Source organism: uncultured Allobosea sp., from assembly GCF_945957345.1.
Classification (GTDB): Bacteria; Pseudomonadota; Alphaproteobacteria; order Rhizobiales; family Beijerinckiaceae; genus Allobosea.
Genome location: NZ_CAMFKW010000005.1, coordinates 116,304 through 137,664 on the forward strand (window position 1 = coordinate 116,304; position 21,361 = coordinate 137,664).

Below are 21,361 nucleotides of genomic sequence, written 5' to 3' on the forward strand. Positions count from 1 at the left end.
TCAGAAGAACGCCTGCAGGCCGGTGATGGCGCGGCCGAGGATCAGCGCGTGGACGTCATGCGTGCCCTCATAGGTGTTCACCGTCTCGAGGTTCGCGGCGTGGCGCATCACCTGATACTCGATCTGGATGCCGTTGCCGCCATGCATGTCGCGGGCCTGGCGGGCGATGTCGAGCGCCTTGCCGCAATTGTTGCGCTTGACCAGCGAGATCATCTCCGGGGCCATCTTGCCGTCGTCGAGCAAGCGCCCGACGCGCAGCGAGCCCTGCAGGCCGAGCGTGATCTCGGTCAGCATGTCCGCGAGCTTCTTCTGGTAGAGCTGCGTCTGGGCCAGCGGCTTGTTGAACTGCTTGCGGTCGAGCCCGTACTGGCGGGCGCGGTGAAAGCAATCCTCGGCGGCGCCCATGACGCCCCAGGAGATGCCGTAGCGGGCGCGGTTGAGGCAGCCGAACGGGCCGGAGAGGCCCGAGACGTTCGGTAGCAGGTTCTCTTCGGGAACGATGACGCCATCCATGACGACCTCGCCGGTGATCGAGGCGCGGAGCGAAAGCTTGCCGCCGATCTTCGGGGCTGACAGGCTCTTCATGCCCTTTTCGAGGATGAAGCCGCGGATCTGGTTGTCATGCGCTGCCGATTTGGCCCAGACGACGAAGACGTCGGCGATCGGCGAGTTCGAGATCCACATCTTGGAGCCCGTCAGCTTGTAGCCGTCGGCGACCTTCTCGGCGCGGGTCTTCATGCCGCCCGGATCGGAGCCGGCATCGGGTTCCGTCAGGCCGAAGCAGCCGACCCATTCACCCGAGCCGAGCTTGGGCAGGTACTTCTTGCGCTGCTCTTCGCTGCCATAGGCATAGATCGGGAACATCACGAGCGAGGACTGCACCGACATCATCGAGCGGTAGCCGGAATCGATGCGCTCGACCTCGCGGGCGACAAGCCCGTAGGAGACGTAATTGGCGCCGGCGCAGCCGTACTCCTCGGGGACGGTGACGCCGAGCAGGCCGAGCTCGCCCATTTCGTTGAAGATCAAGCGGTCGGTCTTCTCGTCGAGATAGGCGTCATGGATGCGCGGGGCGAGCTTCTCCTGCGCATAGGCGCGGGCCGTGTCGCGGATCAGCCGCTCGTCCTCGTTCAGCTGCTCGTCGAGCAGATAGGCATCGTCCCAGGTGAACTTCGCGAGCTTGTGGCTGCCGGCCATGGTGTTCGTCTCCCTTGAACTTGTTGCGATGTCATCCCGCGTGCCCGGAGGGAGACCCGGGATCCATTCCTGAACGGTTCAGGCATGGATCCTGGCTCTGCGCTTCGCTCCGGCCGGGATGACGACGCGGATGTTGTTAGATCCTACCGATCACGCATCCACGTCGAAGCTGACGCCCTGCGCCAGCGGCAGCGTGGTGCCGTAGTTCAGCGTGTTGGTGGCGCGGCGCATATAGGCCTTCCAGGCGTCCGAGCCGGCCTCGCGGCCGCCGCCCGTCTCCTTCTCGCCGCCGAACGCGCCGCCGATCTCGGCGCCCGAGGGGCCGATATTGACGTTGGCGATGCCGCAATCGGAGCCCTCGTCGGAGACGAAGAGCTCGGCCTCGCGCATGTTCAGCGTGAAGATCGAGGAGGACAGGCCGGCGCCGACCGCGTTCTGGATCGCGATTGCCTCGTCGATGGACTTGTACTTCATCACATAGAGGATCGGGGCGAAGGTCTCGCGCTCGACCGGGCCGCACTGCTTGGGCATCTCGACCAGCGCCGGGCGGACATAGAAGCCGCCAGCTCCGACATCGACCTTCTCGCCGCCATGGACCTTGCCGCCCTCGGCCTTGGCCTCGGAGAGCGCCTTCTGCATGCCCTGATAGGCGGCCTCGTCGACCAGCGGGCCGACCAGCACGCCGGCCTCGCGGGGATCGCCGATCTTCACGCTAGCATAGACCTTGGCGAGCTTCGGCACGAGCGCGTCATAGACGCTTTCATGCACGATCAGGCGGCGCAGCGTGGTGCAACGCTGGCCGGCTGTGCCCATCGCCGCAAAGGCGATGCCGCGCAGCGCGATGTCGAGATCGGCCGAGGGAGCGACGATCGCGGCGTTGTTGCCGCCGAGCTCCAAGATGGCGCGGGCGAAGCGCGCAGCGAGCTTCTGGCCGACTTCCTTGCCCATGCGGGTCGAGCCGGTGGCGGAGACGACCGGAACGCGATGATCCTGAACCAGGATGTCGCCGAGCTCGCGGCCGCCGATCAAGACTTCGGAGAGGCCGATCGGAGCTTCCGCACCAAAGCGCTTCATCGTCTTCTCGACGATGGCCTGCACTGCGAGCGCGGTCAGCGGGGTCTTCTCGGAGGGCTTCCAGACGACGCTGTCGCCGCAGACGAAGGCAAGCGCCGCATTCCAGCACCAGACCGCGACCGGGAAGTTGAAGGCCGAGATCACGCCCACGACGCCGATCGGATGCCAAGTCTCCATCATGCGATGGTTCGGGCGCTCCGTGGCGATGGTCAGGCCGTAGAGCTGGCGCGACAGGCCGACGGCGAAGTCGCAGATGTCGATCATCTCCTGGACCTCGCCGAGGCCCTCGGAGGTGACCTTGCCGGCTTCGAGCGTCACCAGCAGGCCGAGATCGGTCTTGGCGGCGCGCAGCTCCTCGCCGAGCAGGCGGACGAACTCGCCGCGGCGCGGCGCCGGCACCTTGCGCCAGGCCAGATAGGCGGACTGGGCCCGGCCGATCGCGGCCTCTGCCTCGGCCGGCGAGGTCTCGCGCAGGGTCACGACGGTCTCGCCGGTGATCGGCGAGCCGGCCGAGAGGCCGGCATCGGCATAAGCGCTCTCGGAAACGCCGAGGCGCTTGAGCAGGGCGAGCGTGTCTTTCGGCAGGGATGTGGCCATCTTTGTCTTCCAGCGGTCGCGAGCGGGAGCCAAAGGGCGCATGCCCTAGGGCGCATGACATAAAAGCGCGGGAACCGGAGGCCGCCGCGCTTGAGGCCGGAACAATGCCCTCTTTCATGGTGTGACGGCAACCGATATGTTCTCACCACTTGATGAGAATTTATCATGGATGACGCGCTCGTTCCCGGCCGCCTCTCGGTGCCCTCGCTCTCCGCGCTCGCCGCCTTCGAGGCCGCGGCCCGGCATGGCAGCTTCACGCGCGCCGCGGAAGAATTGAACCTGACGCAGGGCGCTGTCAGCCGGCAGGTCGCACATCTCGAGAAAGTGCTCGGCGTCAGCCTGTTCGAGCGCGTTAAGAAGCGCGTCAGCCTGACGGCGGCGGGAGCGGCCTATGCCAACGACATCCGCGACGGCCTGTCTCGTCTCGCCGCCGCGACCGTTTCTGCTATGGCTTTTCGCGGCGCGGCTGGCGTACTCAACCTCGCGACCTTGCCGACCTTCGGCACGCGCTGGCTGATCCCGCGCCTGCCGCGCTTCACCGAGGCGCATCCCGGCATCACCATCAATTTCACCACGCGGCTTGTGCCCTTCGATTTCGCCCGCGAGCAGGTCGATGCCGCCGTGCATTTCGGCGCGGAGAACTGGCCGGGTGCAAGGCTCCATCGCCTGATGGGCGAGGAGGTGGTGCCGGTGGCCGCGCCCTCGCTGCTGGCGCGCGTCGGCATCACGGAGGCGGCCGATATGCTGCGCGCGCCGCTGCTCCAGCAATCGACCCGGCCGCGCGCCTGGGCGAACTGGCTGGAGCAACAGGGATTGGCGCCGGAGCGGGCCTTGATGGGGCCGCGCTTCGAGCAGTTCGCCATGATCGCGCAGGCGGCCGTGGCTGGCCTGGGGCTCGCTATCGTGCCGCGCTTCCTGGTCGAGGAAGAACTGCGCTCGGGTTCGCTGGTCATCCCGATCGATCGGCCGATCACGGGCCGTGACGGCTATTATCTGGTCTATCCCGAGGAGAAGGCCAACCTGCCGACCGTGATCGCCTTCCGCGACTGGCTGCTCGGGGAATGCGCGCCATCGAGTTGAGGCGCCTCTCGACAAGCGTCTCGCGCTCGTTCATTCATGCGCGAAATTCACCAACCCGGCTTTTCCCAGCGAGGCCGGCTGCGCGAGGCCTGCCATGCCGCCCGTCTCCGAAAGCGCCGATGTCGTGATCTGCGGTGGCGCCGCGATCGGCTCCTCCGTCGCCTATCATCTCGCCGCCGATCCCGGCTTCGCCGGCAAGGTTGTGGTGATCGAGAAGGACCCGACCTACCGCTTCTCTGCTTCCGCGCTCTCGGCGGCCTCGATCCGCCAGCAATTCTCCAGCGCGGTGAATATCCGCATCTCGCTCTTCGGCGTCGATTTCCTGCGCAATATCGGGACGCATCTCGCCGTCGACGGCGAGATTCCCGCAATCGACCTGCACGAGGGCGGCTATCTCTATCTCGCCAGCGAAGCCGGCGCGCCGATCCTCGAAGCCAACCAGAAGCTGCAGGCTGCCGAAGGCGCCGATATCGCCCTTTATGATCCCGCCACGCTGAAGCAGCGCTTCCCCTGGCTCAACACCGAGGATCTCGTCTGCGGCACCTTCGGCGTCAGCGGCGAGGGTTGGTTCGATGGCTGGGCGCTGCTCCAGGCCTTCCGCAAGAAGGCGCGCAGCCTCGGCGTCGAATACCGGCAGGGCGAAGTTGCCGGCTATGTCACCGACGGAGGGCAGGTCACCGCCGTCGAGCTTGCCGATGGCAGCCGCATCGCCTGCGGCGCGGTGGTCAATGCCAGCGGCACCCATGGCGCGAAGCTCGCCGCGACGGCGGGCATCACGATTCCGGTGAAGTCGATGAAGCGCTATGTCTTCACCTTCACCTGCAAGGGCGAAGTCGATGGCTGCCCGCTCCTGATCGACACGACCGGCGCCTGGTGCCGGCAGGAGGGCAAGCGCACGGCGGAAGGCCAGCTCTTCATCGGGAGCTGCTCGCCCGTGACACCCGAGCAGGATGTCGAATGGATCGAAACCGATCCCGCCGCCGAGGATGTCGACTGGGGCTTCTTCGAGGAGGTGGTCTGGCCCTCGCTCGCCACCCGCATCCCGGCTTTCGAGCAGATCAAGCCCGGCCGCGCCTGGGCCGGCCCCTACGACATGTGCGGGCTCGACCACAACGCCATTATCGGCCCGGCCGTCGGCCTGCCGAACCTCTATCTGGCCAACGGCTTCTCGGGCCATGGCCTGCAGCAATCGCCGGCGGTCGGGCGCGGACTTGCCGAGCATATCGCGCATGGCTGCTATCGCTCGCTCGATCTTGCCGATCTCGGCCACGAGCGCATCGTTGCGGGCCGGCCGCTCAAGGAGGCCAACGTCATCTGACCAAGAGCATTTTCGAGCGAAGTGGATACCGGTTCGCGTAAAGAACCGAAGGTCCGCGTCAGCGAATATGCGGCAAACCGACTGCCTGAGAGGAGGCCGCCATGGTCGATCCCGCTTTCGTCCAGACCATGGCCCGTTACAATGCCTGGCAGAACCGCAGCCTGATGGCGGCAGCGGACGGCTTGACCGACGAGGCGCGCAAGCTCGATCGCGGCGCCTTCTTCAAGTCGATCCACGGCACCTTCAACCATGTCCTCTGGGGCGACGAGACCTGGCTCAGCCGTCTTGCCGGCAGCGAGAAGCCTTCCGTGGGCGGACGTGACTCGGCTGTTTATTTCGAGGGCTGGGCGCAGTTCTGTGCGCGCCGGCGCCAGCGCGACCAGTTCATTCTCGATTGGGCGGACAAGGTCACGGCCGATTGGCTGCGCGGAACGCTGATCTGGTATTCCGGCGCAGCCGGCCGCGAAATGGGTAGGCCGCGGGGCTTCGTGATCGCGCACTTCTTCAACCACCAGACCCATCATCGTGGCCAGATCCACGCCATGCTCACGGCAGCGGGCGCGAAGCCTGACGATACCGACCTCTTCCTGGTCGACGAGCCGCGCTAGGCAGGATCAGCGGCTGGCGCAGTCGGGTGACGTCTGGGACGTGCGGGCGACTTGCCGATCGCGACCGGTCGATCATCGGTTTCGTCCTCCCCCTCATCCCGATCGGGCGGCACCGCAGCCGTCGCGTTCTGGCTGAGCTTCTGGAACAGGCCGAGCCCGACTAGCGCCAGCACGGCGAGCAGCATCAGCAGGCCGGGATAGACGACATCCCCCATCGTCTCGCGCGAGGTTTTGGCGATCAGCACCAGCGATTCCAGCGAGAGCGCCACGATCATGATCGACATGAACTTGGTCAGCGAGCCCCGCGCCTCCGCCGGGCGGCGCATCTCGCGGTCGGCGATGACCTCCTCCTCGAACAGGAACTTCCCGACATCGGCAACGGCGACCGCGATGATCACGAGGCCGATCGCGTCGAGCATCGTGTCGAGCGCGCCCTCGCCGGTCCAGAAGCCCTGCGAGGTCCGCCAGACCGCGACGCCGATCAGAACGATCGAGGCGCCGAGCAGTGCGAAGGAGATGATGGTGTAGAGCAGCCGGCTGAACAGCGTCATGTTTTCCCCGCCGTGTTTGCAGGCGACAACCGCCGGCAAACCGGCGGGTTCCCGCGCGGCGGGGCAGGGCTCTCCGCATGGCGGGGCTTGCATGGCCGCTCCCATGGCGCAGCCGATTGCCGGTTCTCGCGATCCATGGTCCAAGCGCTGAGTTCCGCCGGAGCGCTTCGCATGCCCGAGACGACGACTCTCATTACCTTCTCGCTGATCGCGCTCGGCATGGTGCTGACGCCGGGCCCCAACATGATCTACCTGATCTCGCGCTCGATCGCGCAGGGCAGGGGCGCCGGCCTGATCTCGCTCGGCGGCGTCATCCTCGGCTTCTTCGTCTACATGTTCTGCGCCGCCTTCGGCATCACGGCGCTGCTCTTCGCCGTGCCCTATGCCTATGACGCGCTCCGGCTCGGAGGCGCGGCCTATCTGCTTTGGCTCGCCTGGCAGGCGGTGCGGCCGGGCGGGCGCTCGCCCTTCCATGTCCGCGATCTCCCCCATGATGGGCCGCGCAAGCTCTTCGCCATGGGCTTCCTGACCAGCCTGCTCAATCCGAAGATCGCGATGCTCTATCTCGCGCTCCTGCCCCAGTTCATCGATCCGGCCGCCGGCAATGTGCTGGGCCAGTCGATCGTGCTCGGCTTCGTCCAAATCGCGATCAGCGGCAGCGTCAACGCCCTGATCGCGACTGTGGCCGGCAGCATCGCGTTCTTCCTGAAGACGCGGCCCTTCTGGTCGCTGGTCCAGCGCTGGCTGATGGGGACCGTGCTCGCCGGCTTCGCGCTGCGCATGGCGATGGAAGCGCGGCGCTAGCACGCTCGGATGTCGACGCTCGAAACTGCATCGGAAGCCCCCCGGCCGAGCCTGCCGGACCTGTTCACCGGCTTCCTCAAGATCGGCCTGATGGGTTTCGGCGGCGTCGGGCCGGTGGCGCGCCACATCATCGTCGCCGAGCGCAATTGGCTCGACGATCGCGGCTACGCCGAATTGATGGGCATCTGCCAGGCGTTGCCCGGCGCCAACACCGTCAATGCCGCGGTGATGCTGGGCGATCGCTTCCGCGGCGGAATCGGCGCGCTGACCTGCGTCTTCGCGTTGATGGCGATGCCTCTGCTGTGCCTGGTCGCGCTCGCCAATGGCTATGACGCCGTCTCCGGCCACCCGCTGGCGCAGGTCGCCTTGACCGGCGCCGCCGCCAGCGCCGCCGGGCTCATCCTCGGCACGGCGCTACGGCTCCTGACCAAGGCAGGTCTCGCCCGCTGGGCCTGGGTCATGGCTGCCGCGGCCTTCGTTGCGGTCGGCCTGCTCAGGCTCCCGATGCTGCCGACCCTGCTGGTTCTCGTGCCGCTCGGCCTGGTCGCGGCGACGCTGGGAGCGCGGCGGGTCTGATGGAGCGCGGCGTCTTCTTCCAGTTGGTCGTCACCTTCGGCACGATCTCGCTCATGGCGATCGGCGGCGCCAATGCCGTGGTTCCGGAAATCCATCGTCAGGTCGTCGATATCCTCGGCTGGATGGATGCGCCGACCTTCGCCCGCCTCTTCGCCATCGCGCAGACGGCGCCCGGCCCCAATATCATGCTCGGCAGCATCGTCGGCTGGCATGTCGCCGGTACCGCCGGGCTTTTGGTGGCGACGACCGCGCTTCTGCTGCCCTCCTGCCTGTTGGCGCTCGCCTCCAGCCGCGGCCTGCAGCGCTACGGCGGCAGTCGCGTGGTTCGGATCGTCACGCTGGCGCTGGTGCCGATCGCGCTCGGCCTGATGCTGGCGAGCGGCGTGGTCGCGACGCTGGCCGCCGATGCCGGCCTCGTCGGGTATATGATCACGGCGGCGACCGCGCTCGTAACCTATCGCTCGAAGGTCAATCCGCTCGTGCCGATGGCTGCTGGCACGCTCGTCTATGTCCTCGCCTGGTGGGCCGGCATCGCCTGAGTTGCAGGCCGCAGCGATATGGCGTCGAGGCCATGCGCGGCATGAATGGCACGGCCGCCGCCTCGCGCCATTGCCGCTTGCGGCAATGGCGATAAGCTCGCGGGCATTGTCCCATCCGGAACGAATGCGAGTGAGCTGATGAGCGCCCTGACTCCCGAGGAGAAGAAGGTCACCGAGTGGCTGGCAAGCCGCAAGGAGGGCATGGTCGCGCTGCTGCGCGAACTGGTCGACACCGACTCGGGCTCCTACGACAAGGCCGGCGTCGACCGGGCCGGCGATGTCGTCGCGCGCTTTCATCGGGCGAATGGGCTCGATGTCGAGACCGTGCCCGATAGCCGCTTCGGTGACGCGGTCAGGGCGCGGTTGCCGAATCCCACCGCCAACGACCAGCGCCCGGTCATGCTGCTCGGCCATCGCGACACCGTTTTCCCGCAAGGCGAGCCGACGCGCCGCCCCTTCACCATCAAGGGCACGCGCGCCTATGGCCCGGGCGTCGCCGACATGAAGGCGGGCGTGACGATCTCGGCCTTCGTCGCGGCAGCTTTCGCCGAATGCGGCGGCCTGGCCGCGCCGCTCCTGATGCTGACGACCAGCGATGAGGAGATCGGCTCGCCGTCCTCGCGTCCCGTCATCGAGGCTGCCGCGCGCGAGTCGCGCTGCGTCTTCAATGCCGAGCCCAGCCGCCTGCCGGCCGGCACCGATTTCGCGAAGGACCAGAAGCAGTCCGTTACCAGCGGCCGCAAGGGCGGGGTCTTCATGCGCGCCGAGTTCATCGGCAAGCCGGCCCATTCCGGCGCGAATTACGAGAAGGGCGCCTCGGCGATCGTCGATCTCGGCCACAAGATCCCCAAGCTCCAGGGCCTCACCGATCTGGAGAAGGGCATCACTGTCAATGTCGGCCTGATCGGCGGCGGCCAGACGGTCAACACCATTGCGCCCAGCGCCTGGTGCGAGATCGACCTGCGCTATGTCACCGCCGCCCAGCGTGACGAGATGGTCGGCAAGATCAAGGCGATCATCGAGGCCCCCGAGGTCGCCGGCACCAGTGCCGTGCTCTCGATCAAGGGCGAGTTCCTGCCGCTGGAGCGCTCCTCGGAATCGGCTGCGCTCTACGACACCTATCGCGAAGCGGCTTCCGCTTTCGGCATCGGCGTCACCGCGGAATTCACCGGCGGCTGCGCCGATTCCGGCTTTACGGCCGCGCAGGGCACCCCGACCTTGTGCAGCGTCGGCCCGATCGGCGGCATGGCCCATACGCCGGACGAGTTCCTGGAGGTCGACAGCATCGTCCCGGCTGCGCAGGTTCTGGCGCTCGCGGTGATGCGCGCCGCCGCGAAGGTGGAGTGACGGGCTTCAGCGGCAGAGCAGGTCGATCTTGCGGCTGAGCGAAGGCTCGTCCTCGCTCAGTCGGTCGGTCAGCACATGCAGCCAGTTGAATCCGACCCAGAGTTCGAGGCGGTCATCGATCTCCTCGGGCGAAAACTCGCCGCGCTCGGCAGCGCGCACGAACATCCGGCGCGGTGACGCCAGCCGTTCCGGCATGAACTTGAAGCGCAGCGCGGCGAGCGCGCTCTCGCTCGTCTGCGCTTCGGCGATCAGCCCGCGGAAGACGCGCCCCGCCGCATCCTCGCGCCAGAAGCGCCAGAGATTCCTCGTGTAGCGCAGCAGGTCGGCGCTGAGCGAGCCTTCATCCGGCACGGGAATGGCCGCATCCTTCTCGCCTCCGTAGATCGCGATGAAGAGCTCGGCCTTGTTCGGCCACCAGCGGTAGATCGTCGGTTTGCCCGCTCCGGCGCGTCGGGCGACCTCTTCGATCGAGAACCCGGCATAGCCTTTCTCGGCGAGCAACTCGCGCGCGGCCGCCTTCACCGCAGCCTCTGTCTCCGGGCTGCGGCGGGCGCCGATCGAGGCGCGGCGCTTCGGTTTCGTCTCCATTCCGTCAGATCCCGTCAGCCTATCGCTCCGCTTCTTGACATAACGAAACGGGCCGTTTAGATCAACAAATAGAAACGATACGTTTCGTTACATGGAGATGCCCAATGGCTCTTTCATTCCTGTCGCGCCTTGCCTCGCGCCTGCGGTTCCTGATGGTCGCGATCATCGGGGCCTATGCCGCGATCAATCTCGTGCTGGCCGTGCTGTCGCCCTTCACTGCGGGCTGGCCCATTTTCGGCGTCACGGCGCTGGCCGTGCCGCCCATGGTGCTCGCGATGGTCTACGGGGTGATCCCGGTCGCATTCCGCTTCGGCGCGCCGCGCTGAGCGGCGCTTACCGGCAGAGGCGATCAGAACGCCTCTTCCCAGTCGCGGCTCAGGCGCATCGCGCAGTTGATCAGGCCCACATGCGAATAGGTCTGCGGGAAATTGCCCCAGAGCTCGCCGGTCTTGAGGTCGGCATCCTCCGAGAGCAGGCCGAAGCTGTTGCGGCGCTGCAGGATGCGCCCGAACAGCTCCTTCGCCTCCTCGCTGCGTCCGATCGCGTTCAGCGCATCGACATACCAAAAGGCGCAGATCAGGAAGCCGGTATGCATGTAGCCGAAATCGTCTTGCGTGGCGTAGCGCAGCAGCAGGTCGCCGCGCTTGAGGTCGCGGCCGATCGCCTCGACGGTGGCGACGAAGCGGGCATCGTCGGCCTTGACGAAGCCGAGTTCGGCCAGCAGCAGCAGGGTGGCGTCGAGGTCCTCGCCGCCGAAGGTCGAGACGAAATGACCCTTGGCTTCGTTCCATATCCGTTTGGCGATGGTCGTCTTCAGGCGCTTGGCCTCGCCTTTCCAGAATTCCTTGCGGTCGGCGCGCCCGAGCGTGCCGGCGATGCGCGCGAGCCGGTCACAAGCAGCCCAGCACATCACGCTGGAGAAGGCATGCACTGCCTCCTTCTCGCGCAGCTCCCACGGGCCGGCATCGGGCTTGTCGAACACGGCGATGGCGATCTCGCCCATGCGTTCGAGCTGCCCGAACAGCGTTTCCTTGCCCGGCTGGATCAGGCGCCGGTCGAAGAAGGAATGCGTCGCCGCCAGCACGACCGCACCATAGCCGTCGTTCTGGATCTGCACAGCCGCGCCATTGCCGAAGCGCACCGGCCGGTGCCCGCGATAGCCTGACAGGTTGCTGGCTTCGAACTCGGTGAGCGTGCCGCCGCGCGTGATCGGATAGAGCGGCGGCAGGTGCTCCGCCCCGCTCTCGGAGAAGGTGTCGACGATATTGGTGATGAAGCCGAGATAGTCCTCCATCGTCCGCGTCGTGCCGAGCCGGTTCAGCGCGTGTACGACGAAATAGGCGTCGCGCAGCCAGCAATAGCGGTAGTCCCAGTTGCGCTGGGTGCCCGGCGCCTCGGGGATCGAGGTCGTCAGGGCTGCGACGATCGCGCCCGTTTCCTCGAAGGAGCAGAGCTTCAGCGTGATCGCCGCCCGGATCACCTCCTTCTGGTACTCGAAGGGGATCGAGAGCGAACGCACCCAGTCGCGCCAGTAATCGGTGGTCTTGTCGAGGAACTCGCGCGAGGTCGTCTCGATCTCGGCGCGCAGCGCCTCGTCGGAGCCGATGAAGAAGGAATAGGCCTGGTCCACGGCGAAGGGCGTGCCCTCGACGACATAGGAGAGCGGCGCATTGGTGGTCAGCCGGATCGTCTGGTCGGCGCCGACGAAGCGGACATGATTCGAGCCGCGCGTGATTTCATCGGGCTCCTCGCCGATGCCGAGGCTGGGCTTGACCAGCACGCGGATGCGCGGCCGGCCTGAGACGCGGCGGACGCGGCGCACCAGCTGCGGCGGCCGGAAGAAGCGCTCGTAGCGTACGAAGCGCGGGGCGAAATCGAGGATCTCGATCGCGTTGCCCTGGTCGTCGGAGAGCACCGAGGAGAGGATCGCGGTGTTGTCGAGATAGCCCTGCTCGCAGCGCGTCATGCCGACGAGCTCGATGCCGAAGAAGCCCTTGCCGGGTTCGGCATCGCCGTCCTCGGCCTCATTGTCGATCAGAGAGCAGAAGACCGGGTCGCGGTCGAATCGCGGGAAGCAACCCCAGACGATGCGGGCGCGGCGGTCGATGAGAGCGGCGATCGAGCAATTGCCGATGACGCCAAGGTCGAGCGAGGCGGAGTGATGCCCCGCGGCCGAAGTCGTAACGGTCATGGTTGGTCAGTCCTGCTTGAAGCTGGCAGCGGAAAGATGGCCGCTTTCGGCGGCTTCGAGAAGGATGTGCCGGAGCACTGTTGGCGAGGACAGCCGGCAGGTGGCGTGGCTCTCGCGGTCTGCGCCGATGCGGACGGAGACGCCGCCCATCGCGTTGACCGCCTCGAACCCGTCCTCGTCGGTGATGTCGTCGCCGATGAAGACCGGCTGGCGGCCGCCATAGGTCGGGGTCGCCATCAGCCAGGCGATGGCGTTGCCCTTGCTGGCGCCGGCCGGGACGAGTTCCGCGACGGACTTGCCCTCCTGGAGGCGCATGCCCGGGCCCATTCGCTTGGCGATGTCGCGCATCAGCGCCAGCGCCTCGCTCTCCAGCGAGGGGGCCAGTCGCCAGTGCAGCGCGATCGAGATGCGCTTGTCCTCGACGATGATGCCGACATGGCTGTTGGCGAAGCGTACGAGATCGCGCAGCGCCTCGTGCATACCCGCATGGGTGTCGGCCTGCGAGCGGATCTCGTCATCGACGCGAATCTGCGCGCCATGCAGTCCGGCGATGTCGAAGCGGTGCGGTGCCAGAATCTCGTCGAGGAAGGCGATGGGGCGCCCTGAAACCAGCGCCAGCGCGCCGCCGAGCTGCGCGCGCAGCGCCGTCAGCGCCGGCACCACCCGCCGGTCGAGTTGGACGTCCTCTGGCGAGGGGGCGATCTCCACCAGGGTTCCGTCGAAATCGAGAAAAAGAGCGATTTCGCGGTCCAGGGAAGCGATCTCGTCGGGCCTTTCGGCAATATCGGGTTCGGTCAAACTCGTCATCGTCTCGTATCTGGGCAGAGAAGGCGGCAGAAGAGCGGCCAAGCGGCGCAGGATATCCTTTTCTGTCTTATCGCTCGGCCGTGGCCTTGTCGAAATGTGGGTTCGAGGGGTTGCCTCGATCTGTCGAAAGCCTACCATGGAGGTCGCGATTTCACCGCACGGTTGCCACAGCGCTGCCATGTGACCGCGTCCGCACCACGGAAACATTACGCTTTCGGAAGCGTTCTGTTCCTGCCGCCGATGGCGAAATGCGGGCGGCCCCTGCCGGAGAATGCAAAGCTTATGCGTCTTGTCATCGTTTCCAACCGCGTCACGATTCCCGATCGTCATGAAAAGGTGATGGCGGGTGGGCTGGCGGTTGCCTTGCGCGAGGCGCTGGAGCAACGGGGCGGGCTGTGGTTCGGCTGGAGCGGGGCCGTGAGCGAAGGCGCCCCGGCGCAGGTTCGGCAGGTCGAGCACGGCAATGTCACCTATGCCGTGACCGATCTCAGCGAGGCCGAGCGCCAGAGCTACTATCTCGGCTTCTCGAACCGGGCGCTCTGGCCGCTGATGCATTATCGGCTAGGCCTGACCGAGTTCCAGCGCAGCGACTATATGGGCTATCTCGGCGTCAATCGCCGCTTCGCCCGGGCGCTCGCCGGGTTGATCAGGCCCGACGACCTTATCTGGATTCACGACTACCACCTGATCCCGCTGGCCGCTGAATTGCGCCGGCGCGGCATCACCAATCGCATCGGCTATTTCCATCACATTCCCTGGCCGGCGGCGGAGGTGATCGGTGCCTTGCCCTTCAGCGCGACGCTGATCCGCACCATGGCCGCTTACGATCTCGTCGGCATGCAGACGGAAGTGGACGCTCGCAATCTGGTCGGCGGGCTGGTCTCGCTTTGCGGTGCCCGCTCGGATGGAAGGCGCGTCAGGCTCGGCACCCGCGAAACTTCGGTCCAGGCTTTCCCGATCGGCATTGATGTCGAGGGCTTCCGCAAGCTGGCTGCCGCTTCCGTCCGCAAGGCAGCTACGCCGCTGCGGGCCACTCAGGAATCGCTCGGCGAGCGCAAGCTCGTGATCGGTGTCGACCGGCTCGACTACTCCAAGGGCATCGTGCAGCGCCTGGAGGCATTCGGCGAGTTCCTGCGCAACCACCCCGAGGATCGCGGGCGCGTCAGCCTGCTGCAGATCGCGCCGCCTTCGCGCAGCGACGTGCCCGAATATGCCGAGCTTGACCGCCAGTCCGACGAGGTCGCCGGCCGCCTCAACGCCCAGCTCGGCGAATTCGACTGGACGCCGATCCGCGTGGTCAAGAAGGCCTATTCGCGCAAGGCCCTGGCCGGCTTCTACCGCCGTGCCCAGGTCGGGTTGGTCACGCCGATGCGAGACGGCATGAACCTCGTCGCCAAGGAATATGTCGCGGCGCAGGATCCTGCCGATCCCGGCGTGCTCGTGCTCTCGCGCTTCGCTGGGGCCGCCCAGCAGATGGGCGAGGCGCTGATCGTGAATCCCTTCGATTCCCACGAGGTGGCGGAAGCGATCCGCACTGCGCTCGCCATGCCGAAGACCGAGCGCATCCGGCGCTTCGAGAAGCTTTATGCAACCATCGCCTCGACCGATATCGACTGGTGGACGCGCCAATATCTGCTGGCACTGTCGGGAGAAAGCGTAACCGCCGAGGCGCCGGTCGCGGGGGAAACGCGGAAGGAGCCGCGTGCCACGGCGCGACGGGCAAGTCGGGGCGAGGCATCGGCCGCGTCATCGGCTGTGCCGGAATCCGGTGTACGCAAGATGTCGGCAGGATCCCGGCGCAAGCACGGTGCTGTCGGAGCCTCTCATCTCACCCTGGTGCGTCCCTGAGACTTAGGTTGCGACGCCAAAAACGGCCGAAAACTTGGGGTCATGCTGTCTGCCCCTTTCGCGGCCCTTGCCGAATAAGGTCTTTGGTCGCTAGAAGGCAGCAGGACCGGAGTGGGCGACTCAGGTCTGGACAGGCATCGTATCGTCGATGGCTGAGGAGGCGGGCGGAGGGCTGAGATCGATGCGAGGCGCTCTCGGAGGACCGGGCGTTCTGTTGCGCCGTCTCCGCGAGGTCATGGCGGCATCGATCAGCCCGCAAGAGCGGCTGGATCGCCTCGTCGTCCTGATCGCCGGCAATCTCGTCGCCGAGGTCTGCTCCGTCTACGTCCTGCGCGAGGACGGGTCCCTTGAGTTGTACGCTACCGAAGGCCTCAACCGTGAGGCGGTTCACCTCACCACGATGCGCGCGGGCGAAGGCCTCGTCGGCCTGATCGCGAGCGAGGCCGAGCCGCTGGCGCTGTCGGACGCGCAGGCGCATCCCTCCTTCTCCTACCGCCCGGAAACCGGCGAAGAGATCTACCGCTCCTTCCTCGGCGTGCCGATCCTGCGCGGCGGCGCGGTGATGGGCGTGCTCGTCATCCAGAACCGCGCCTCGCGGCTCTACTCCGAAGAGGAGATCGAAAGCCTCCAGACCACCGCCATGCTGATGGCGGAGATGATCGCGGCCGGCGGCCTCAAGTCGCTGGCGGCGCCTGGCGCCTCGATCGGCCTCGACCGGCCGATCCATGGCGTCGGCGTAGCGCTGGCGGACGGTGTCGGCCTCGGCCATGCCGTGCTGCACGAGCCGCGCGTCGCGATCACCAACCTCATCGCCGAGAACCCGGCTGCCGAGGTCGGCCGGCTCGAGGCGGCGATCGGCGAGATGCGCGCCTCGATCGACGAACTGGTCGAGCGCGGCGACGTCGCCCATACCGGCGAGCACCGCGACGTGCTCGAGACCTTCCGCATGTTCGCCCATGATCAGGGCTGGCTGCGTCGCATGCGCGAGGTCGTGATGACCGGCCTGACCGCCGAGGCGGCGGTCGAGCGCGTCCAGTCCGACACCCGCGCCAAGATGCTGCGCCAGACCGATCCCTATTTGCGCGAGCGGCTGCATGATCTCGACGATCTGGCCAACCGTCTGTTGCGCACGCTGGTCGGCAAGGCCAATGGCGTCGCCCGCGAGAATCTGCCGGAGAACGCCATCCTCGTCGCGCGCTCGATGGGGCCGGCGGCGCTTTTGGACTATGATCGTGCCCATCTGCGCGGCCTCGTGCTGGAGGAGGGCGGGCCGACCAGCCATATCGCCATCGTTGCGCGCGCGCTCGGCATCCCCGCTGTCGGCGAGGTACTCAACGCGACCGCCCTGGTCGAGGCGGGCGACGCCATCATCGTCGACGGCCAGGCCGGCGAGGTGCAGATCCGCCCGCAGCCCGATGTCGAGAACGCCTACAAGGACAAGGCGCGCCTGCGCGCCCGCAAGCAGAAGCAGTACCAGAAGCTCAAGGAGCTGCCGGCGATCACCCGCGATGGGGTCGATATCACCTTGCAGATCAATGCGGGCCTCATCGTCGACATGCCGAATATCGAGGCGACGGCGGCATCCGGCATCGGCCTCTTCCGCACCGAATTGCAGTTCATGGTGGCGCAGCACATGCCGACGACCGGCGAGCAGCAGGCGCTCTATGCCGCCGTGCTGGAGGCGGCGGCCGAGCGGCCCGTCACCTTCCGCACGCTCGATATCGGCGGCGACAAGGTGCTGCCCTATATGGAGCGCGTCGAGGAGGAAAACCCGGCGCTTGGCTGGCGCGCGATCCGCATCGGCCTCGATAAGCCGCGGCTGCTGCGGGCGCAGGTGCGCGCGATGTTGCGGGCCGGTGCCGGTCGCGACCTGAAGATCATGCTGCCGATGGTCGCGACCACCGAGGAGTTCCGCCGCGCCCGCATGATCATCCGCCGCGAGCAGGCCATGCTGGAGAAGCAGGGCGTGATGCCGCCGCGCGACCTGCACGTCGGCGTCATGGTCGAGGTGCCCTCGCTGCTCTTCGAATTGCCGGAGATCGCGCGCGAGGCCGATTTCCTCTCGATCGGCACCAACGATCTCATGCAGTTCCTCTTCGCGGCTGATCGCGAGAACAAGCGCGTCGCCGATCGCTTCGATCCGCTCGGCGTCGGCCCGCTCCGGGCGCTCAGGCGCATCGTCGAGGCTGCCGCCGAGACCGGCTGCCCCGTCACCGTCTGCGGCGAGATGGGCGGCAAGCCCTTGGAGACCATGGCGCTGATCGGCCTGGGCTATCGCGGCTTCTCGATGTCGGCCGCCTCGATCGGGCCGGTCAAGGCGATGCTGCGCGCGCTCGACGCCGGCAAATTGCGCGAGCGCATGGACTGGATGCTGGCATCGCCGGAAGGCGCGACCAACCTGCGCCCGCAGCTCGCCGCCTTCGCGACCGAGTTCAAGGTCCCGGTCTAGCGACGCTCGTTCCGCGTCAGCTGCCGCTTTTCCCTGTCGTTTCACGAGTTTACTGAATGTCCCTCCAGCTTCCCCAGGATCGTCTCGACGTCATCGTGGCGCGCCATGCTGCCGCGACCGACGAGATCAACCACGCGACCGAGGCGGCACGCACAGTTGAGCTCGCGAAGGAGCTGGCGGAGCTCGATCCGGTGGTCGCGGCGATCGCCTCCTGGCGTCAGGCGCAGGTTTCGCTTGAAGAAGCCGAGTCGCTGATCGCCGATCCTGCGACTGATGCCGAGTTCCGCGATCTCGCCTATGAGGAGCGCGATGCCGCCCGCGCCGAGATCGAGGCGCGGGCCCGCGAGATCCTCGTCGCCCTGCTGCCGAAGGATGCTGCCGACGAGCGCGGCGTCATCCTCGAAATCCGGGCGGGGACTGGTGGCGACGAGGCCTCGCTCTTCGCCGGCGATCTCCTGCGCATGTATCAGCGCCACGCCGCTCAGAAGGGCTGGAGCGTCGATATCCTCTCCGAGAGCGAGGGGACGATGGGCGGCTACAAGGAGGTCGTCGCCGAGATCAATGGCCGCGGCGTCTATGCTCGCCTCAAGTTCGAATCCGGCGTCCACCGCGTCCAGCGCGTGCCGGATACCGAGGCGAGCGGGCGCATCCACACCTCAGCCGCGACGGTGGCGACATTGCCGCTCGCGACCGATGTCGACATTATCCTCAACGAAGCCGATATCCGCACCGATACCCTGCGCTCGGGCGGCGCGGGAGGCCAGCACGTCAACAAGACGGAATCGGCGGTGCGCCTCACCCATATCCCGACCAACACCGTCGTGCTGGTCCAGGATGAGCGCTCCCAGCACAAGAACAAGGCGCGCGCCTACGAGTTGCTGCGGGCAAAGCTCTTCGACATGGAGCGCTTGCGCATCGATGCCGAGCGCTCTGCGGACCGGCGTTCGCAGGTCGGTTCGGGCGATCGCTCCGAGCGCATCCGCACCTACAACTTCCCGCAAGGCCGCGTCACCGACCACCGCATCAACCTGACCCTCTACAAGCTCGACGAGATGATGCAAGGCCTCGTCCTCGACGAGATCATCGATGCGCTCACCGCCGAGCAGCAGGCGAAGCTTCTCGCGGAGGAAGGCGTCGTTTGAGATGAAACCAAATCGTATCCTGGGCGTTGCTGACGTACCGACACCAGAGAAAGGGGGGCTCTCCCATGATGAAGCTGTTTTCTGCTCTTGCGGTGGCTGGACTGATGATGACGGCGACGACCGCGACGTCTCAGGCCCAGGAAAGCAAGGTCTTTCGCAAGATGACTGCCGGCCAACCCGCGCCGCTGCATGGCTCGATGACCCAGGCGCAGGCGCGCAAGCAATGCCGGATGGAGCTGGGCGGATCGCGCGAAAGCAAGCGCTCGATCAACATCAAGATGCGTCAGTGCATGGACAAGAAGATGAACGGGACCATGTAAGGCCCGCTATCCATCCAGTCGAGTTAAAGGGGAGGGCGCCGTGCCGACCGTGAGGGAGGCGCGGCGCCTTGCCGTCCAGGCCCTGAGCGAGACCGGCATCGAGACGGCAGGGCTCGATGCGCGGCTTCTGCTTGAAGGTGCGCTCGACACCCGTGATCTGAACCCCGAGCATGAACTCGATGCGGCCACGGTCGCGACCTTTGAGGGCTTTCTGCACCGGCGGCGTGCCGGAGAACCTGTCTGGCGCATTCTCGGCGAGCGCGAGTTCTGGGGGCTGACCTTCCGCCTGTCCCCCGCGACGCTTGAGCCTCGTCCCGATAGCGAGACGATCGTCGAGGCCGCGCTCGCTCAATTCGCCGGCCGTCGCGAGGACGAGCTGGCCCTGCTCGACCTCGGCACCGGCACTGGCTGCCTGCTGCTCGCACTGCTCAGCGAATTGCCGAGAGCGCAGGGCCTTGGCATCGATCTGTCGGAAGAGGCATGCCGGACCGCGGCCGGTAATGCCGTGCTCAATGGCCTGGAGGAGCGCGCCACATTCCGGCAGGGTAGCTGGACCGAGGGCCTCACGAGCCGTTTCGACCTCATCGTCTCCAACCCTCCCTATATCCCCTCCGCCGAGATCGCGACGCTCTCAGTCGAGGTCCGCGAGCACGATCCGATGCTCGCGCTCGACGGAGGCGCCGACGGGCTTGGTCCCTACCGCCTATTCGCGTCGTCGCTGCCATCTCTGCTGGCGCCCGGCGGGGTGATCGTCCTGGAGATCGGGGCGGGGCAAGGGCCGGACGTGGCCGCGCTGATGCAGGCGGGAGGGCTTGAATTCCGGGGTAGTCGTCACGATCTTGGAGGGCATGAGCGAGCGTTGATCTTCACGCTCGCTTGAGAATGCACAGGCTTTTGGTCGATTTCGCTTGGAGAAGCAGCCAAAAGCAGCTATGCAGCATCCAGCCGAAGCTGGTGGCGTCAGAGCCGGGCCTCTGGGCAGTTCCCGATCTTACAGGATTTGCTCGAGTTCGGCATCGTTTGCGGGCGTGTTCCCGAGGCGATGCAACTGATAAGCCGGATGGAGCCCCGAAGGCGCGTGGCGCCGATCGGCTCATGGGGTTGAAACCCCTTTTTGGAAAAGAGCGCGTGAAGACCAGGAACGGCGTATCGCCCCTTCAGGTCACCTTAGCCCGACACAGCGTCGCAACCCGCTGTGCTTCGCGACGCGCATGACGGCACCACGGTTGCTTTGAACACAGAAGCGCGAGACAGACGCGAATGAGACCAGGTCAGAACCGGCGTATGCGCGGCCGCAACAATAACGGCGGCGGCAACAATAACGGTAACCGCAAATCTCCCAATCCGTTGCAGCGTAGCTACGAATCCAACGGGCCGGACGTAAAGGTTCGCGGCACGGCGCAGCATGTCGCGGAGAAATATCTGCAGCTGGCGCGCGATGCCCAGTCTTCGGGCGACACCGTTGCTGCCGAGAGCTATTTCCAATACGCCGAGCACTACTATCGCATCCTGCTCGCAGCGCAGGAGCAGATGGCTCAGCAGTTCGGCCATTCCTTCCCGCCGAATCGCGCTTTCGTCGAAGACGCGGACGAGGGTGAGGACGAGGGCGACGAGGAGGGCCAGACCTTCCAGCCCGGCACCGGCCCCCAGCCGGATATGCGTTCCAACGGCTACGGCAACCCTATTGGCTATAACGGTCATGGCGGCCAGCGTGCCGAGGGCGAGGGCGGCGAGGGCCAGCAGCAGGGCGGCCAGCGTTTCGACCGCAACAACCGCCGCGAGCGTTTCAACAACGACCGCAACAACAATAATGGCGAACGCCGCTTCGATCGTCAGGATCGTGGCGAGCGTCGTTTCGACCGCAATGCCGAAGGCGGCCAGGGCGCTCCCGGCGGTTATGCGCCACGCCCGGATGCTCCGCGTTCCGACATCCCGGTCAGCGAGGGTGGGGCCGTCGAGGCCGCTCCCGAGCAGGCCCAGGGCGAACAGCGCCGTTTCGAGCGTCCGGAGCGGAGCGAGCGTCCCCAGCGCGAGCGTCGCCCGCGCCGTGAGCGCGAGGTCGAGTCCGATGCGGGCGATGACGTCGCCTCCGCGCTGCCGTCCTTCCTGACCAACCCGGTGCGCGTCGCTGCGCCGGAGCCGGTCGAGGCTCCCGCGGCCGAGCCGGCTGCGGCCGCCGCGCCCTCCGAGGAGTCTGCTGAAGCGGCGCCCAAGCGCGCTCGCCGCCGCCGTTCGCCGCGCGAGGTGATGGATGCGCTGGGCTCGGAGACCGATGGTTCGGCCGAGTAAGCCGTTCCCGGATTGACGATCTGATATGGAAAAGGG

General features: G+C 66.6%; 20 protein-coding genes. 14 read left to right on the forward strand and 6 right to left on the reverse strand.

The window, feature by feature from the left end; genetic code table 11:
• Window positions 1–1,197: an acyl-CoA dehydrogenase gene (locus Q0Q36_RS04060; protein WP_293795724.1), complete on the reverse strand. Its 1,197-nt coding sequence runs from the start codon at window positions 1,195–1,197 to the stop codon at window positions 1–3.
• Window positions 1,198–1,347: 150 nt separating this feature from the next.
• Window positions 1,348–2,868, reverse strand: coding sequence for an aldehyde dehydrogenase family protein (locus tag Q0Q36_RS04065; RefSeq protein WP_293795725.1), 1,521 nt, complete (start codon window positions 2,866–2,868; stop codon window positions 1,348–1,350).
• Between the two features lie 165 nt (window positions 2,869–3,033).
• On the opposite strand from Q0Q36_RS04065, the gene Q0Q36_RS04070 reads away from it, so the two are divergent.
• The 3 genes from Q0Q36_RS04070 (at window position 3,034) to Q0Q36_RS04080 (ending at window position 5,874) form a co-directional block, all read left to right on the forward strand.
• Window positions 3,034–3,948: a LysR family transcriptional regulator gene (locus Q0Q36_RS04070; RefSeq protein ID WP_293795727.1), complete on the forward strand. Its 915-nt coding sequence runs from the start codon at window positions 3,034–3,036 to the stop codon at window positions 3,946–3,948.
• A gap of 94 nt (window positions 3,949–4,042) precedes the next feature.
• The gene (locus Q0Q36_RS04075; protein ID WP_293795728.1) at window positions 4,043–5,266 is read left to right on the forward strand and encodes an FAD-binding oxidoreductase; all 1,224 of its coding nucleotides are present in this window, start codon (window positions 4,043–4,045) and stop codon (window positions 5,264–5,266) included.
• Between the two features lie 101 nt (window positions 5,267–5,367).
• A complete protein-coding gene (locus tag Q0Q36_RS04080; RefSeq protein ID WP_293795729.1) occupies window positions 5,368–5,874 on the forward strand; it encodes a DinB family protein in 507 nt (168 codons plus the stop codon).
• Here Q0Q36_RS04080 and Q0Q36_RS04085 read toward each other — a convergent pair.
• Window positions 5,871–6,425: a GNAT family acetyltransferase gene (locus Q0Q36_RS04085; protein ID WP_293795730.1), complete on the reverse strand. Its 555-nt coding sequence runs from the start codon at window positions 6,423–6,425 to the stop codon at window positions 5,871–5,873. The genes Q0Q36_RS04080 and Q0Q36_RS04085 overlap by 4 nt on opposite strands.
• 171 nt (window positions 6,426–6,596) lie before the next feature.
• On the opposite strand from Q0Q36_RS04085, the gene Q0Q36_RS04090 reads away from it, so the two are divergent.
• From Q0Q36_RS04090 to Q0Q36_RS04105, 4 genes are all read left to right on the forward strand, one after another.
• On the forward strand, window positions 6,597–7,229 hold the full coding sequence (locus Q0Q36_RS04090) for a LysE family translocator (RefSeq protein ID WP_293795732.1): 633 nt from the start codon (window positions 6,597–6,599) through the stop codon (window positions 7,227–7,229).
• Window positions 7,230–7,238: 9 nt separating this feature from the next.
• On the forward strand, window positions 7,239–7,805 hold the full coding sequence (locus tag Q0Q36_RS04095) for a chromate transporter (protein WP_293795733.1): 567 nt from the start codon (window positions 7,239–7,241) through the stop codon (window positions 7,803–7,805).
• Window positions 7,805–8,344 carry a chromate transporter gene (locus Q0Q36_RS04100; protein WP_293795735.1) on the forward strand — a complete coding sequence of 180 codons (540 nt, stop codon included), beginning with the start codon at window positions 7,805–7,807 and terminating at the stop codon, window positions 8,342–8,344. The genes Q0Q36_RS04095 and Q0Q36_RS04100 overlap by 1 nt, the downstream gene beginning before the upstream one ends.
• A 138-nt stretch (window positions 8,345–8,482) precedes the next feature.
• Window positions 8,483–9,691 carry a M20 family metallopeptidase gene (locus Q0Q36_RS04105; RefSeq protein ID WP_293795737.1) on the forward strand — a complete coding sequence of 403 codons (1,209 nt, stop codon included), beginning with the start codon at window positions 8,483–8,485 and terminating at the stop codon, window positions 9,689–9,691.
• A gap of 6 nt (window positions 9,692–9,697) precedes the next feature.
• Here Q0Q36_RS04105 and Q0Q36_RS04110 read toward each other — a convergent pair whose 3' ends face one another.
• A complete protein-coding gene (locus Q0Q36_RS04110; protein WP_293795738.1) occupies window positions 9,698–10,279 on the reverse strand; it encodes a TetR/AcrR family transcriptional regulator in 582 nt (193 codons plus the stop codon).
• Between the two features lie 104 nt (window positions 10,280–10,383).
• Between Q0Q36_RS04110 and Q0Q36_RS04115 the strand changes: the two genes are divergently transcribed.
• Window positions 10,384–10,605 carry a hypothetical protein gene (locus Q0Q36_RS04115; RefSeq protein ID WP_293795739.1) on the forward strand — a complete coding sequence of 74 codons (222 nt, stop codon included), beginning with the start codon at window positions 10,384–10,386 and terminating at the stop codon, window positions 10,603–10,605.
• A 23-nt stretch (window positions 10,606–10,628) separates the two neighbouring features.
• Here Q0Q36_RS04115 and Q0Q36_RS04120 read toward each other — a convergent pair whose 3' ends face one another.
• Window positions 10,629–12,470 (reverse strand): glycoside hydrolase family 15 protein, encoded by a 1,842-nt coding sequence (locus tag Q0Q36_RS04120; RefSeq protein WP_293795741.1) that lies wholly within the window; start codon window positions 12,468–12,470, stop codon window positions 10,629–10,631.
• 6 nt (window positions 12,471–12,476) lie between these two features.
• Complete coding sequence (gene otsB / locus Q0Q36_RS04125) at window positions 12,477–13,277, reverse strand: trehalose-phosphatase (RefSeq protein WP_293795743.1); 801 nt, start codon at window positions 13,275–13,277, stop codon at window positions 12,477–12,479.
• Window positions 13,278–13,559: 282 nt separating this feature from the next.
• On the opposite strand from otsB, the gene Q0Q36_RS04130 reads away from it, so the two are divergent.
• The 6 genes from Q0Q36_RS04130 (at window position 13,560) to Q0Q36_RS04155 (ending at window position 21,325) form a co-directional block, all read left to right on the forward strand.
• Complete coding sequence (locus Q0Q36_RS04130) at window positions 13,560–15,125, forward strand: trehalose-6-phosphate synthase (protein WP_293795745.1); 1,566 nt, start codon at window positions 13,560–13,562, stop codon at window positions 15,123–15,125.
• A gap of 181 nt (window positions 15,126–15,306) precedes the next feature.
• Window positions 15,307–17,574 (forward strand): phosphoenolpyruvate--protein phosphotransferase, encoded by a 2,268-nt coding sequence (ptsP, locus tag Q0Q36_RS04135; RefSeq protein WP_293795747.1) that lies wholly within the window; start codon window positions 15,307–15,309, stop codon window positions 17,572–17,574.
• Window positions 17,575–17,630: 56 nt separating this feature from the next.
• The gene (gene prfA / locus Q0Q36_RS04140; protein WP_293795749.1) at window positions 17,631–18,716 is read left to right on the forward strand and encodes a peptide chain release factor 1; all 1,086 of its coding nucleotides are present in this window, start codon (window positions 17,631–17,633) and stop codon (window positions 18,714–18,716) included.
• Window positions 18,717–18,781: 65 nt separating this feature from the next.
• Entirely contained in the window at window positions 18,782–19,036 is a 255-nt protein-coding gene (locus Q0Q36_RS04145; protein ID WP_293795751.1) for a hypothetical protein, read from the forward strand.
• A 40-nt stretch (window positions 19,037–19,076) separates the two neighbouring features.
• On the forward strand, window positions 19,077–19,916 hold the full coding sequence (prmC, locus tag Q0Q36_RS04150; protein WP_293795753.1) for a peptide chain release factor N(5)-glutamine methyltransferase: 840 nt from the start codon (window positions 19,077–19,079) through the stop codon (window positions 19,914–19,916).
• Between the two features lie 404 nt (window positions 19,917–20,320).
• On the forward strand, window positions 20,321–21,325 hold the full coding sequence (locus Q0Q36_RS04155) for a DUF4167 domain-containing protein (protein ID WP_293795755.1): 1,005 nt from the start codon (window positions 20,321–20,323) through the stop codon (window positions 21,323–21,325).
• Window positions 21,326–21,361 lie beyond the last annotated feature (36 nt).